General features: G+C 68.5%; 13 protein-coding genes and 1 pseudogene. 6 read left to right on the top strand and 8 right to left on the bottom strand.

The window, feature by feature from the left end:
* Window positions 1-39 precede the first annotated feature (39 nt).
* Together ALI144C_RS40690 and ALI144C_RS58080 are read right to left on the bottom strand one after the other, a co-directional pair.
* The gene (locus ALI144C_RS40690) at window positions 40-1,053 is read right to left on the bottom strand and encodes an LLM class flavin-dependent oxidoreductase (RefSeq protein WP_076992539.1); all 1,014 of its coding nucleotides are present in this window, start codon (window positions 1,051-1,053) and stop codon (window positions 40-42) included.
* 76 nt (window positions 1,054-1,129) lie between these two features.
* Complete coding sequence (locus ALI144C_RS58080; protein ID WP_076992538.1) at window positions 1,130-1,702, bottom strand: permease-like cell division protein FtsX; 573 nt, start codon at window positions 1,700-1,702, stop codon at window positions 1,130-1,132.
* 46 nt (window positions 1,703-1,748) lie between these two features.
* Between ALI144C_RS58080 and ALI144C_RS58790 the strand changes: the two are divergent.
* The 4 genes and pseudogenes from ALI144C_RS58790 to ALI144C_RS40670 all read left to right on the top strand — a co-directional run.
* Window positions 1,749-1,910: pseudogene (locus ALI144C_RS58790) on the top strand (mycothiol transferase); the annotation flags it as partial.
* Window positions 1,911-1,998: 88 nt separating this feature from the next.
* The gene (locus ALI144C_RS58785; protein WP_330359643.1) at window positions 1,999-2,349 is read left to right on the top strand and encodes a mycothiol transferase; all 351 of its coding nucleotides are present in this window, start codon (window positions 1,999-2,001) and stop codon (window positions 2,347-2,349) included.
* A gap of 4 nt (window positions 2,350-2,353) precedes the next feature.
* Window positions 2,354-3,340: a glutathione S-transferase family protein gene (locus ALI144C_RS40675; protein WP_076992537.1), complete on the top strand. Its 987-nt coding sequence runs from the start codon at window positions 2,354-2,356 to the stop codon at window positions 3,338-3,340.
* 428 nt (window positions 3,341-3,768) lie between these two features.
* Window positions 3,769-4,398 (top strand): hypothetical protein, encoded by a 630-nt coding sequence (locus ALI144C_RS40670; RefSeq protein WP_076992536.1) that lies wholly within the window; start codon window positions 3,769-3,771, stop codon window positions 4,396-4,398.
* Here the strand turns inward: ALI144C_RS40670 and ALI144C_RS40665 are convergent.
* Complete coding sequence (locus ALI144C_RS40665) at window positions 4,388-5,749, bottom strand: MFS transporter (protein ID WP_202819166.1); 1,362 nt, start codon at window positions 5,747-5,749, stop codon at window positions 4,388-4,390. The genes ALI144C_RS40670 and ALI144C_RS40665 overlap by 11 nt on opposite strands.
* A gap of 89 nt (window positions 5,750-5,838) precedes the next feature.
* On the opposite strand from ALI144C_RS40665, the gene ALI144C_RS40660 reads away from it, so the two are divergent.
* A complete protein-coding gene (locus ALI144C_RS40660) occupies window positions 5,839-6,897 on the top strand; it encodes a hypothetical protein (RefSeq protein ID WP_076992535.1) in 1,059 nt (352 codons plus the stop codon).
* Between the two features lie 33 nt (window positions 6,898-6,930).
* Here the strand turns inward: ALI144C_RS40660 and ALI144C_RS40655 are convergent, their stop codons facing one another.
* Window positions 6,931-7,647 carry an NPP1 family protein gene (locus tag ALI144C_RS40655; RefSeq protein ID WP_237774549.1) on the bottom strand — a complete coding sequence of 239 codons (717 nt, stop codon included), beginning with the start codon at window positions 7,645-7,647 and terminating at the stop codon, window positions 6,931-6,933.
* A 321-nt stretch (window positions 7,648-7,968) separates the two neighbouring features.
* Here ALI144C_RS40655 and ALI144C_RS40650 point away from each other — a divergent pair, with 321 nt between their 5' ends.
* Window positions 7,969-9,105: a trypsin-like serine protease gene (locus ALI144C_RS40650; RefSeq protein WP_076992533.1), complete on the top strand. Its 1,137-nt coding sequence runs from the start codon at window positions 7,969-7,971 to the stop codon at window positions 9,103-9,105.
* 158 nt (window positions 9,106-9,263) lie between these two features.
* Here ALI144C_RS40650 and ALI144C_RS40645 read toward each other — a convergent pair whose 3' ends face one another.
* The 4 genes from ALI144C_RS40645 to ALI144C_RS40630 all read right to left on the bottom strand — a co-directional run bounded on the left by ALI144C_RS40645 (window position 9,264) and on the right by ALI144C_RS40630 (window position 13,232).
* Window positions 9,264-10,121, bottom strand: a complete 858-nt coding sequence (locus tag ALI144C_RS40645; protein WP_083753812.1) for a ketopantoate reductase family protein — start codon at window positions 10,119-10,121, stop codon at window positions 9,264-9,266.
* Between the two features lie 82 nt (window positions 10,122-10,203).
* Window positions 10,204-11,043, bottom strand: coding sequence for a hypothetical protein (locus tag ALI144C_RS40640; protein WP_076992532.1), 840 nt, complete (start codon window positions 11,041-11,043; stop codon window positions 10,204-10,206).
* A gap of 57 nt (window positions 11,044-11,100) precedes the next feature.
* A complete protein-coding gene (locus ALI144C_RS40635) occupies window positions 11,101-12,684 on the bottom strand; it encodes a DHA2 family efflux MFS transporter permease subunit (protein WP_076992531.1) in 1,584 nt (527 codons plus the stop codon).
* Window positions 12,675-13,232: a PadR family transcriptional regulator gene (locus ALI144C_RS40630; RefSeq protein ID WP_076992530.1), complete on the bottom strand. Its 558-nt coding sequence runs from the start codon at window positions 13,230-13,232 to the stop codon at window positions 12,675-12,677. Before ALI144C_RS40630 ends, ALI144C_RS40635 begins: the two co-directional genes overlap by 10 nt.
* Window position 13,233: the final 1 nt, after the last annotated feature.

The raw sequence follows: 13,233 nt of genomic DNA, 5'->3' as shown, positions 1-13,233 counted from the left end.
GTCCTGCACCCGATCGCGATCTTCCGCTGAGCGGGCTGGTCAGTCCGAGGTGGCGGGCTTCCAGCCGAGCTCGGGGCCGAGCCGCGTGGCGACGTCGGTGAGGATCTGCACGTAGTCGTCGTGCTCGAACGTGAACGGCAACGCGAACGCGACCTCGTCGACCTCGCGGAACGCCGGATCGGCGTAGAGCTGCTCGGCGATCTGCGCCGAGGTGCCGATGATGTCGCGGGCGAACATCATCCGGCGCGGCCCGTGCGTCGCACCGACGCGGTCCGACCGCTTCGCCACGTACGCCTCGTACTTCGCGCGTTGGTCCGGCGTGGCTGTGTCGGTCGGGATCACGACCAGCCCCTGGGAGAGCCGGGCTTTGCTCTCCGCTCGGAACGCCCGCACGAGCCCCAGTTGCAGCTGGGCGAAGTCCTCGATCTCCGTGGCCTGCACGACGTTGCTGACCAGCAGGTTCACGCCGTTCTCGGCCGCCCAGCGGGCCGAGCGCTCGCTGCCGCCGCCGTACCAGACCCGGTCGGCCAGCCCGGGGGAGTGCGGCTGGACCCGGTCGGAGAACTCCTCGATGCCGACCGCGACCGGCCCCGCGGTGACGGGCTCGCCCTTGAGCAGGTCCAGCAGCCTGCGGACGCGGGTATAGCTGAAATCCTCGGCCTCGGCTGTGTCCGGGTAGAGGCCCTGTTTGACGTCGTCCCACCGCGACGGCGGGCCGACGCTGACGCCGGGGTTGAGCCGTCCGCCGGTCAGCACGTCGACGGTGGCGAGGTCCTCCGCCAGCCGCAGCGGGTTCTCCCAGCCGAGCGGGATGACCGCGGTGCCGAGGTTGATGCGGCTGGTGCGCTGCGAGGCCGCGGCGAGCATCGCGACCGGCGACGAGATGCCGTACTGCAGGTGCCGGTGGCGCACCCACGCGCTGTCGAAGCCGAGCTGTTCGCCGAGCACGATGATGTCCAGTGTCGACTCGTGGCCTTGGCGCGGGTTGTGCTCGTCGAACAGCCCGATGGTCAGGAATCCCAGTTTGCGCAGTGCGTTTCCGGGCGACGGCACGGTCGTGGCTCCTCCCCGGCCGACGGTCGGCCGCGGCCCGATTGTCCGTCCTGATGACCATCCGAATCGAGAAGGTTCACGATGTGGGAATCGGGCGGAGCGAACCGGGAGGGTTGTCGCCTGGAGGGTTGTCACAGTAGGGCTGGAGGGTCTGCACTTCGGCTTGGGCGAACTTCCGCCGCAGGGCGCCCGCGACCTCCTCGCCGGTCGAGCCGTCGCGCACGACGAGGTTGACCGTCGCGGGGAGCGATTCCGGCCTGGTCAGGTCGAGCAGTTCGGGCTGGTTGGCGTAGATCCGCTTGAACTTCTCGTAGTTCTCGCGCTTCGTCAGCGCCTCCACCTTCTCGAACCGCGGGTCGCCGCGCAGGTGGTCCGCGGCCTGCCGCATCTTCTCGTCCGCGCCCGACCTGTCGTTGAAGTACATGTTCACGGACCGGACGCACAGGTCGCGGGCGGCCTGCACGCGGACCTCCTCGGGAGTCGGCTCGGTGGCCTGGTTCCTCGAGTCGCCGCCCCAGATCAGCGCGCCGACCGCGACTCCCGCGCCCGCGACCGCCACGAGCACGATGACGTACAGCAACCACGGCTGGCGTTTCGGGGCAGGCGGCGGGGGCGGGCTGGGCGGTTCGGAAAACGCCGGTTCGGTCACACCCGGAAGTCTGACACGGGTGCGCCCGGCTTGAGATGCTTTGAGGATGAACAGCACGGATCCGAAAGCGCAGCTGCGGCTGTACCTGCAGGACGCCCGTGACGCACTGCTGTGGAAGATGGACGGGCTCGGCGAGTACGACATCCGGCGCCCGATGACGTCGACGGGCACGAACCTGCTCGGCCTGGTCAAGCACGTGGCCTCGTGCGAGATCGGGTACTTCGGCCTGACCTGGGGGCGGCCGTTCGACCCCCGAGCCGTCGTGGTTCGCGGACGACGCCGACGCCAACGCCGACATGTGGGCGACCGAGGACGAGTCGCGCGAACAGATCGTCACGTTGTACCGCGACGTCTGGGCGCACTCCGACGCCACCATCGAGGCATTCGACCTCGACGCGACCGCCCGCGTGCCGCACTGGCCCGCCGACCGCGCCGAGATCACCCTGCACCGGGCGATGATCCACATGATCGCCGAGACCCACCGGCACGCCGGGCACGCCGACATCCTGCGCGAGACGATCGACGGCGCCGCCGGTCGGCTGCCCGGCATGTCCACTATGGTTCCCGGCGACGAGGCGTGGTGGGCGGAATATCGCGAGCGGCTCGATTGTTCGGCTCGCGCCGCGGCCCAGCGCTGGGAAACTTGAGCCCATGGCAGGCGACGGCGAGTACAAGCGCGACCAGAACTACATCACCACACGGATCACAGCGGACGGACGAGATGGCTACCCCGTCGAACCCGGCCGGTACCGCCTGGTGGTGGCCAGGGCGTGCCCGTGGGCGAACCGGGCGGCGATCGTGCGCAGGCTGTTGGGCCTCGAGGACGTGCTGTCCATGGGGATCGCCGGGCCGACGCACGACGAGCGCAGTTGGACGTTCGACCTCGACCCGGGCGGCAAGGACCCGGTGCTGGGGATCGAACGGCTGCAGGAGGCGTTCTTCAAGCGCGACCCCGAGTACCCGCGTGGCATCACGGTCCCGGCGATCGTGGACATCCCGACCGGCGCGGTGGTGACGAACGACTTCGCCCAGATGACGCTGGACCTGTCGACGGAGTGGACGGCGTACCACCGGCAGGGCGCGCCGGAGCTCTACCCGGACAACCTGCGTGACGAGATCGACGACGTGGCCGAGAAGGTGTTCCAGGACGTCAACAACGGCGTGTACCGGTGCGGGTTCGCCTCGTCGCAGGAGGCGTACGAGCGGGCCTACGAGCGGCTGTGGGATCGCCTGGACTGGCTGGAGGAGCGGCTGACCACCCGCCGCTACCTGGTCGGCGACACGATCACCGAGGCGGACGTGCGGCTGTTCACCACGCTGGTCCGGTTCGACGCGGTCTACCACGGGCACTTCAAGACCAACCGGCAGAAGCTGACCGAGATGCCCGCGCTCTGGGCGTACACGCGGGACCTGTTCCAGACGCCCGGATTCGGCGACACCACGCACTTCCCGCAGATCAAGGAGCACTACTACGTGGTGCACACGACGATCAACCCGACCGGGATCGTGCCGGTCGGCCCGGACAACTCCGGCTGGCTGACACCGCACGGCCGGGAGGACCTGGGCGGCAGGCCGTTCGGCGACGGCACCCCGCCGGGACCGCCACCGGAGGCGGAGCGGGTGCCCGACCAGGTGTGAACACCCTCTGATCGCGGCGGCTGGTCATTCACACAGTGATCAGCCGTCGGCGAGGGTGCCTTCCTCCGCCGACACGAGCGACTCGATGCTGTCGAAGGACGCCTTGATACCGGGCAGATTCGCGCCCTTGGCTCCGCGATTAGTCATTCTTGGTGACTATACGACTCGGTGACCAATCCCGCCCGGGGTGCTGTGACACCGGCGGCTGACTGACACTGTCGAAAAGGGACGCTGTGCCCCGGCGTCCCTTTTCCCCGGGCACGGGCGGATTGCGTGCAGTTGACGCAAGTGGCGTCTTCGTGCCGTGGGAACGTGCTGGTCAGCGCGTCGTGTGAGGCACGAGTCATTGTAGGTCAACAGGTCGCGGGGATAGTCTCGTGATCACTGAGGGCCGGTGATCACCGGCCCGTCGGGGACAGGAGCCCGGTATGGCGACGGAACTGGCACAGGACTACGCGGCGGAATTCCACCGGGAGTGGACCGCGGCGGAGAACACCCCGGTCGAGTTCCCGCCATTGGACGTCAACGCGCTGGTCAGACGGCACCGCCGAGCTGGTGGCACCGTCGTGGTCACGCAAAGCATGGTGTGGGACATGCTTGTGCGTCAGGCGTACGCACCGGAGACCTACATACCCGGCCGCGTCCGGCCGGGCAGCGCGCGTATGTACTCCACCGAGGAACCCGACTTCGTCCGTGTGTCCGACCAGCGTCTGTGGACCGACGAATCCCGCTACACCCAGGTGATCCAGCGCGTGTACGTCGACAGGGACAGGCACGCGGTGTTCCACCTGGGAACCGCGCACATGACCACGCCGGATGGCACGCACGAGTGGGCAGGCACCGAGCAACCCCTGTACCACCTGGAGTACGTGGTCACCGACAGTGAGCTACGGCCGGTGCTGCGCAGGCGGGTCGTGCACCTGACCGACGCCTACGACTCCCGGATGTCCTGGCACTTCGCGCGGCTGGTCCGTGAGCAGTCGCTGATCGAACTGGTGGAGACCTACCTGCGCCTGCAGTGGGGCATCGACCTGGGACCGCACCCGCTCAGTGCGTGACGACCTCGTCCGTCTCCAGGTACTGGCGTGCCAGGCCCCGGTAGTACTTGGACCGCAACGCGAAGACGGTGACGAGCACGCCGAGGAACCCGGTGATGATGAAGACGAGGGCCATGCCACGGTCGGGGCCGGTGCCGAACCAGTCGCCGATCAGGTCGACGCCCGAGCCGGTCGTCATGAACGGGATGAACACGAACTGGGCGATCGGGCTGATCAGGAACGCCGTCAGCGGCGACGCGGCCTGCTCGACGCTCTGCGCGAAGCCGAAGACCCGGCCTTGGCGCTCGTAGGGCACGACCTTCTGCAGGATCGTCTGCTCGGCGGCCTCCGCGGCGGGCATCAGGAGCAGGTAGACCAGCAGACCGCCGATCAGCAGTCCCAACGACGCCTGGATCGGGAACACGATCAAGACCGTCCACAGCACCATGTTGACCAGCAGCAGCGTGCGTACCGGGTTGCGCCCGAGACCCGTCCTGGCCACCACGAGCCCGCCGATGATCATGGCACCGCTCAGCGCGCCCCACAGGAAGCCCCAGACCTCGACGGACACCAGCGACAGGCCGTACGGGTCCATCAGCGCCATGAACGCGCCGCCGAGGAAGTTGTTCAGCGTCGCGAACAGCACCATCGCCATCAGGCCGGGAATGCCGCGGATGATCCGCACTGTGCCGCGCACGTCCGCGCGTTTGGGCCCGTCGGTCCCCTCCGACGCGACGATCCGCGGCACCTTGGTCGCGGAGATGTCCAGGCTGGCCAGCGTCAGCACGGCGAGGGCGACGATGAGCACGTACGTCATGCCGCCCTGTGCCACGAGCACACCGCTGATCACCGACGTGACCAGGAACGATATGCCCGTCGTCGTGCCGACCAGTCCGTTGGCCCGGTCCCTGCTGCCCTCGTCGATCAGGGCGGTGACCATGGTCGGCAGCGCGATGGTGCGGATGTTGCCGGTGATCACCCCGAGCATCAGCAGCAGGACCAGCCCCCACAGCCAGACGCTGGCCGGGTTCTTGAACGTGCCGTCCGGGGCGCTGAGGTACACGATGAACGACAGGGCGTAGAACCCCAGCGACCCGATGCCCGACAGCAGCATCATCGTCTTCTTGTCGTGGTGGTCGACCAGGCTGCCGAACCAGATGCCGGTCGCCGAGGTCATCAGCAGGAACAGCCCGGCGAGCACCCCAGTGGCGAAGACCGACTTGGTCTCCAGGTACACGTAGAACGTGATCGCGAACCACACGGTGTAGTTGGTGACCGACACGAGCACGGTGTTGACCAGCAGCCGCAGGAAGGTGCGTGTGCCGGGCGCACGCGTGTCCAGGCGTTTGCCGCTCGACTTCGAGTCACTCACCCCGACACACTATGGAGTGTTTGTCCGATCATGCCACTGCATTAGCGATTGGCGGTGGACGAGCGGCGTTGATCCTGGACTATGGACGGATGCGTCTGCTGGTGGTGTGCGTCCTGCTTGTCCTGGTGGGTGGCTGCGGTGCGCAACCGGCCGCGTACAGCGCGGTGGACCTGCCCCCGGGCGCGCGCCCGGTGCTCCTGGCGGCCTTCGGCGGTGACGTGCTGATCGGTGTCCGTCGTGACGGGCAACCGGTCGTGCCCGGCTTGTTGCGGGCCACCAAGGACGGCGCGATCAGCGAGATCCCGGTGCGCGGTGAGAGTCCGTACGCGTTGCTGGCGAAGTGGTACGCCATCGACTCCGACGGTGAGCGGATACTGGCCGTCGGCGGCGAACGCGGCGGCGCGCACGCGAACGTCCGGTGGTCGGTGTGGACGGGAACGGCCGCCGGGATCACCGAGAAGGTGCAGGGGTTCAGCACGTTCGGCGGCTGGGGAGCGGGCGAGCTGACCGGTGCCGTGCTGACGCCGTCCACGCCGATGCTGGTCGGGTCGTGGCAGAGCGCCAAGGCCGGTTTGGACGTCGCGGTGTGGACACCCGACGGCGACACCTGGACACGCCGGGACTCGGCCGGGACGGAGCTGCAGAGCGACCGGCACACCCTCAACTTCGCGAACGGCGTCGCGCCCTACGGGAAAGGCGCGCTGCTCGCCGGGATGAGGCTGACCGACGGCCGCGAGATCCCGATGGTGTGGCAGCCTGCCGCGTCGGGCACGGGCTGGACGGCCACATCGTTGCCGGACGGGGGAAAGCTCGGGGTCGTGTCGGCGATCCGGTGCTGGGGCGCGGTGTGCGGCGCCGCCGGGTCCGTCGACGGCACGCTGGCGTTGTGGCGGCTGGCCGACGGCGTCTGGAAACGGCTCCCCGGGACGCCGCCGATCCCGGTCAAGGACAGCGACAAACTGGCGCCGCCGCTGGACGAACAGCTGACCCAGGTCGTCTCGGACAACGGCCAGGTGAAGATCGTCCGCGCGGACGGCGACAAGTGGACGGCCGAGCCCATCGCCGGTCCGGGCGGGACGGTCACGTCCGCGGTGAAGGCAGGCGACCGCGTCTTCGTCATCGCCGACGACAAACTGTGGCGGGGATGACCCAGGCTGTTGCCTGAGTCATCCCCGTGGCACTCAAGCGTTGGGGTTGAACGGAATCCCGGCCGGTTTGGCCTTCGAGAGCTCGTTGCTGAACGAACCCTCCCGGATGCCCAGTCGCGCGGCACCGAAATCGGCGCCGGTGAGCTTGTCGCGCAGGCCAGTCGGGTAGTTGTCCCAGCCGACCAGCGGTGGGTACTGCCACGCCTTCTCGTGGTTCTCCGGCTGCTCGCCGAACGCGGCGAACCGGAAGCAGTGCGTGCCGATGCCGTCCTTGTGGTAGATGATTCTCGGGTGGGTCCCGCTGTCGTCCCACGGGATGTCGTTGCGGGACTTGGTGTTGTACTTGCCGTGCGCGGACGCCGAGACGTACTGCGGCAAGCCGCCGTCCGGTACCCACACGACCACGTGCTCCCAGTCGTGCTTGTGCCCGCCGAGTCCGGACCCCGGCAGTGCCTGGTCCTTCTCGAAGTACAGCGCGTAGAGGTAAGCGCACCAGCCGTTGTCGCACTTCACGCGCGAGTAGGCGTTGGTGTTGTCCAAATCGGACTGGTCGTGGCACTGGCCGTTCACCGCACCGCCCGGGTCGAGGCCCGGCGCGATGGTGCCGTCACGGCCGATCGCCGGTGTCGGGTAGCAGCCGTCGCCGTCGTAGTCGAAGGCGGGTTCGTAGGTCCGGTCAGGCGTCGGCGCGTTCCAGTCCACTGCCTTCGGCGGTTCCGCGAGCGCTGTTCCGGCGAAAACGAAAAGCATTCCGAGGATCGTGGCCAGCATCACTGATGGCCATCGGCGAATATGTTTTCGGACGTGCTGTGGTCGCACTCCGACCTCCTGTCTTCTGCGGCAGGGGCTCACCGCGGTTGTGCGGCAAGCGAACAGGCGGCGCGGGCGAATGAGAACACACCGCGGTGCCCGGCGCCAGTGGCGTGCGCGTTCAGCCGTACGACGCCCGGCCGAACGGCCTACTTTCGAAGGTATTGGTGGCCAGATCGCGACGCTACCGTGAACGCCACGGGAATGATTCACCGAGGGCGATTCCCGCATTCTTTCCCCTGCGAAGAAGATGGACAACAAATGAAAACTCGTATTCTCGGCGCCTGTCTCGCGGCAGGTGCCGCGGTGAGTGCTGTGTTCATGGCGCCTTCGGCGGTCGCCGCGCCGCAGTTCGACCAGGCCATGGTCAACGCCGCGGCGGTCCAGCTGGGACTGTCTCCCGCGCGGGCCGCGCAGCGCCTCGACCAGGAGCAGCGGCTGTCCCGCACGCTCGCCGACCTGCAGGCGTCCGGAATGCCGACCGACGGCGCGTTCTTCGACTCGACCGGCGCGCTGGTCGTGACCACTTCGGACGCCAAGCGCGCCAAGGACGCAGGGCTGACCCCGCGTGCCGGGGTGAAGGGCGAGCGCGCGCTCAACGACCTGTCAGGTCGCGTGCAGCAGGCGATCGGCGCGGACAAGGCGCAGGTGCAGACTTGGGGCCCGGACGTCGCCATCGACCGCGTCGTGGTGACCGTCGAACCGACCGCCAGTGACGCGCTGGTGCTGCGGCTGTCGCAGATGGACGGCGTGGTCGTCGAGACCGGCTCGGCCAAGCTGGTCCGCAACGCCGACGTCGTGCCCGGCCGGATCATGGACCTCGTCCCGGGAACCAACTGCTCGCTCGGCTTCAACGGCACGCGCAACGGCGCCAAGGTCCTGCTGACCGCGGGCCACTGCGTCGAGGGCAACCCGGACATCCTGGACGCCAACGGCACCCACATCGGCAAGGGCGCGGGCACCCGCTTCCCGTCGGTGGACATGGGCATCGTGAAGATCGACGCCGAGGACACCCAACGGGCCTATGTGGACACCCGGAACGGCACGACGGTCCGGATCACGGGTTCGTCGAAGGCCCCGGTCGGCACCACGATCTGCAAGGCGGGCAACACCACCGGCTGGACCTGCGGCAAGATCACGCACTACAACCAGTCCGTGCAGTACTCCGGTGAGTCCGTGACCACCACCGGGCTGGCCCGTTCGACGGTCTGCACCGAAGGCGGCGACAGCGGCGGCGCGTACATCTCCGGCAACACCGCACAGGGCATGACCTCCGGCGGCCCGAGCAACTCGGAGTGCGGCTACAACCAGGGTGCCAACGCGACCGGCTTCTACTCGTTCTACCAGCCAGTCGTGGACGCGGCGAACTACTACGGGGTCACGCTGCTGACCTCGTGACGCGATCGTGAAAAGGGGCGTGTCCCGGCGGGGCACGCCCCTTCGCGATCTCCCGGACACCGGCACCACGCATCGGTCAGGCTCCCCGCGGATCCCGGCGCCCCAGGCGGCGGACCTCGCGGTGGAGATGCTCGTCAGGGGCGCCGGAGTCCAGAGACTCAGGGCCTGCGGGCGTCCAGGATCGTCCGCACGGTGTCCACGGTGGCCGGGGCGTTGTCCGCACCGAGTGCGCGGATGACGGGCCCGGCGATCGCGTCCAGCTCCAGCTGCCGCCCGGCGGCGAAGTCCTTGAGCATCGACGACCGGAACGAGGCGGGCATGCCTCGCAGGCGAGCCTCGATCGCGTCGGCGTCCACGTCGGCCTTCCGCGTCCCGGCGGCCGCGGCCGCTTCACGCACCAAGGGCCTCAGCTGCTCGCCGCGCTTGTCCCTCGCTTCGCCCAGCGCGGCGTTGGCGCTCGTCGTCAGCAAGGCGAACGGTGCGAGGAAAGCCAGTTTGCGCCACATCACCGTGTCCTCGTCGGAGTGAGTGGACGCGTCGATCCCGGCCTTGCCGAGCAACTCGGCGACGGCTTCGTCCGTGGTGACCACGGCGTTCATCTCGCTGACCTGCTCGACGACGCCAGGCCGGTGCCGCGTGGCCTCGACCGAGATCGTGGCGGCCACGACGTTCGCCGCCGGGTACGTCGCCCGCAACAAAGGCAAGTGGTCCACCCCGTTGAGAAACGGGACAACCGTCGCGTTGCCCAGCACCGCGGCCGGAACCCGTTGCAACGCGGGCAGCAGGTCAGTGGCCTTGACCGCGACGAACAAGACCTCCACCGGCTCGGTGAGGTACGTCCGCGCGTCCGGGTGGGAAACGGCCTCGGGCGCCCCGGGCGCGGTGAAGCTCAAGCCGCGGGCGGTGATCTGCGCGGCGGTGGTCTCACTGGCCACGATGGTCACGTCTTGCCCGGCCGCCGCCAACCGCCCGGCCACCATGCCACCGATCCCGCCCGGCCCCAGTACCCCGATCATGTCTGCCCCTTTTCCGGCGGAGTGAAATCCATGACGGAAGTCATCATGCCCTCGCGGTGCGGGGTTCCCACCGCCGCGGCGGCTACTTCTCGCAGCCGACGCCGTCGCCGTTGTTGTCGAGTTTGTAGATGTCCCTGCCGATCACGCGAACCGGGCCCTTGACGTACGCGGGGCCGTTGCCGCTTCCGCCTGCGCAGTCGACGTCCGAGGCGATCGGGACGCACGGGTCGTAGTTCGGGTCGCAACCGAGCGCGTTCTGCGGCTCGGCCGGAGGTTCCGGTGCACGGGTCGTCGTCGGTGTCTGCCTGGTAGTGGTTGGTTTCTGCGTCGTGGGAACCGTTGTGGTGACAACCGGGGACGGCGGTGGAGGGGACGCCACCACGGAGGTTGTCGTTGTCGTGGCGGGCGTCGAGGTGGAGGTCACCCCGTTGGCCGTGGGAGCGGGTTCGTCCTCGTTCGAGGCGATCGCGCCGATGATCAGCAACGCGCCGACCACGCCCGCCGCGATCACCACCGGCTTGCGGCGGCGTGGCCGCGACGGTTGGGGCGAGTCCGCGGGTTGTGCGAGCGGGACAACGACGACGGTGTCCGCTCGCGGCATGCGTAACGTGACCTCGGTGCCACGTTTTCCCTCGTGCAGCACGGCCACACAACCCGGCCGGTGGCCGCGGTCGGTCACTTCGGTCACCAGCGCGGCGTAGCGGTCCGACATCGCGGCGGTCAGCTCGCCGACCCGCACCCCGTCGAGCCGGACCTCGATCCTGCGCTGCCCTTGGTGTCTGCCGGATGGGACGGTGCACCACGCCAGTTCGGCGACGAGTTGGCCACCCTCGACGGGATATCGCGTGAGGTGCTGCTGGTGGTCTTCCTCGCGGGTGACAGTGACCGCCACCTCGGTCGGAAGCATGAACAGGCCACTCATCGAACCTCCTGGGCTGCCGACTGACACACCATCCCATCCACGTCGCGGCGGGCTTCGTTACACGTCCACAAAGGACCTGCGACTGACCCGGACGAAAAGGCAGCAGCCGACGCCGATGACCAGCGCGATCACCGGAAACGCCAGTGCGGTGTGGAAAGCGTCGACGAACCCGCCGGAGAACACCCGTTTGGCGGTGTCCCCGATCACCCGGACGGTCTCGTCGGACGCCCCGTCCGGCACGGCGACAGCGGTCCCGTCCCGCAACCGGTCGAAGTCGACGCCACGCCCGGCGGCCTGCTCGACACCCGTGACGAACCCCTGGCGCACCTCGGCGGGCAAATCCCCTGCGACGGCCCGCGCGTGCGCCGAAAGCGACCCGACGAGCTGGTTCTGCAGCAGCACACCGAACCCCGCCGTGCCCAGCACCGAGCCGAACTGGCGGGTCGCGTTGATCATCCCGGACGCGGCGCCCGCCGACATCGGCTCGACACCGTGCATCGCCACCGCGCTGAGCGGCGCGAACGTCAGGCCGAGACCGGCGCCCATCACCACCAGGCTCGGCAGAAAATCCCACACCGCACTGTCCACGCCGGTCGTCAGGCCGCAGAGCACCACCCCGGCCGTGAAGAGTGAAAGCCCACTCAGGACGATGAACTTCCCGCCGTAGGAGTCCGTGAGCCGCCCGGCATACGGCCCGAGGACGACGGTCATCAACGACAGCGGGGCGTTGACCGCGCCCGCTTCCAGCGCGGACATCCCCAGCACGGTCTGCGCGTACAACTGGAAGCCGATGGCCATGCTCATGATCCCCACCGACAACGTCACCGCGGCGGTGTTCATCAGCGAGAAGTTCCTGTTGCCGAACAGCGTCAACGGAACGAGCGGCTGCCGTCCACCCGGTCTGCGCTCGACCAGGACGAACCCCACCACCAGCGCCACTCCGGCAACCAGCAGCAGTTGCACGGTCAGGTTCCACTCGAGCCGCTGCCCTTCCTGCAGCCCGAGTGTCACGCAGGTCAGTCCCGCGACGAGCAAGGCCGTGCCGCGCAGGTCGAACCTGCCCGCCCGCGGTGCCTTGTCGAACAACGGGATGATCAGCGGTGCCGTCGCGAGCACGACGAGTCCGATCGGGACGTTGATGGTGAAGATCCACCGCCAGCCGAACGCGCTGACCAGGAACCCGCCGAGCGGTGGCCCGGCGATCGTGGCCAGCCCGGCGATCGCGCCCCACACACCGAGTGCCGAGCCACGCCGTTCGGCGGGAAAGACCATGAAGATGATCGACATCGTCTGCGGGATCAGCAAAGCCGCACCGAGCCCTTGCAGGGACCGTGCCGCGATCAGCTGGGGCGCGTCCTGCGCGAGCGCGCACATCAAGGACGCCACGGTGAACACGGCGACGCCGACGAGGTACATCCGCCGTTTGCCGAACAGGTCGCCGAGTCTGCCGCCGACGATCAGCAGGACGGCGAGGACCAGCACATACGCGTTGCTGACCCAGAGCACTTCGTTGTAGGTGATGCCCAGTTGGCTGAGGATGTCCGGGACCGCGACGCCGATGACCGTCGTGTCCAGCAGTGTCATGAAGAAGCCGAGGCACAACGCGACGAGGACCGCCCAGGGGTTGCCCTTCACCGCCATGTGAGCCTGCCTTCCCTGATGTCGTCGGCCAGCGCCTTGGTCAGCTCCACGTCCGCGCGGACGTGGGCCTGCATGTGCTGGAGTTCGACGAGGGCGATCGCGGGCAGGCCTTGCTTGATGGCGGCGTCGTAGCCGGCCTGGAGTGCCGCGAGTTCGCCGTCCAGCGTGATGGCCCGGCGTTCGAGGAGGTCAGCGGCATCCTTTTCCGGCAGCATCCCCATGAACGCCAGTGCGGCCCGATACGCCGGATACTCAGGCGTGACCGTGATCAGCAGTTCACGCAGCCGGTCGCGCGCAGCCTCCCGCCCGGCGCCGGTGATCGCGTAGACCGTCCGTTCCGGCCGCTTCCCCTCTCTCGTGGTTTCCGTCGGCATGATCAGTTCGGCCTTCGCCAGCGTCTCGACCGTGTGGTAGAGCGCGCCGTGCGTCACCTTGACGATGCGGTCGAGCCCTTGCTCCCGCATCTGTTGCCGCAGTTCATACGGGTGCTGTGGCTGCGTGTCGAGCAACCGCAACACCGTCAGCCCCAGCGAGGTGAGTGTCCGCATC

Source organism: Actinosynnema sp. ALI-1.44 (genome assembly GCF_001984155.1).
Lineage (GTDB): Bacteria > Actinomycetota > Actinomycetes > Mycobacteriales > Pseudonocardiaceae > Kibdelosporangium.
Note: the sequence above shows the minus strand (reverse complement) of the source record. Positions and strands in the feature narration are given on the sequence as shown.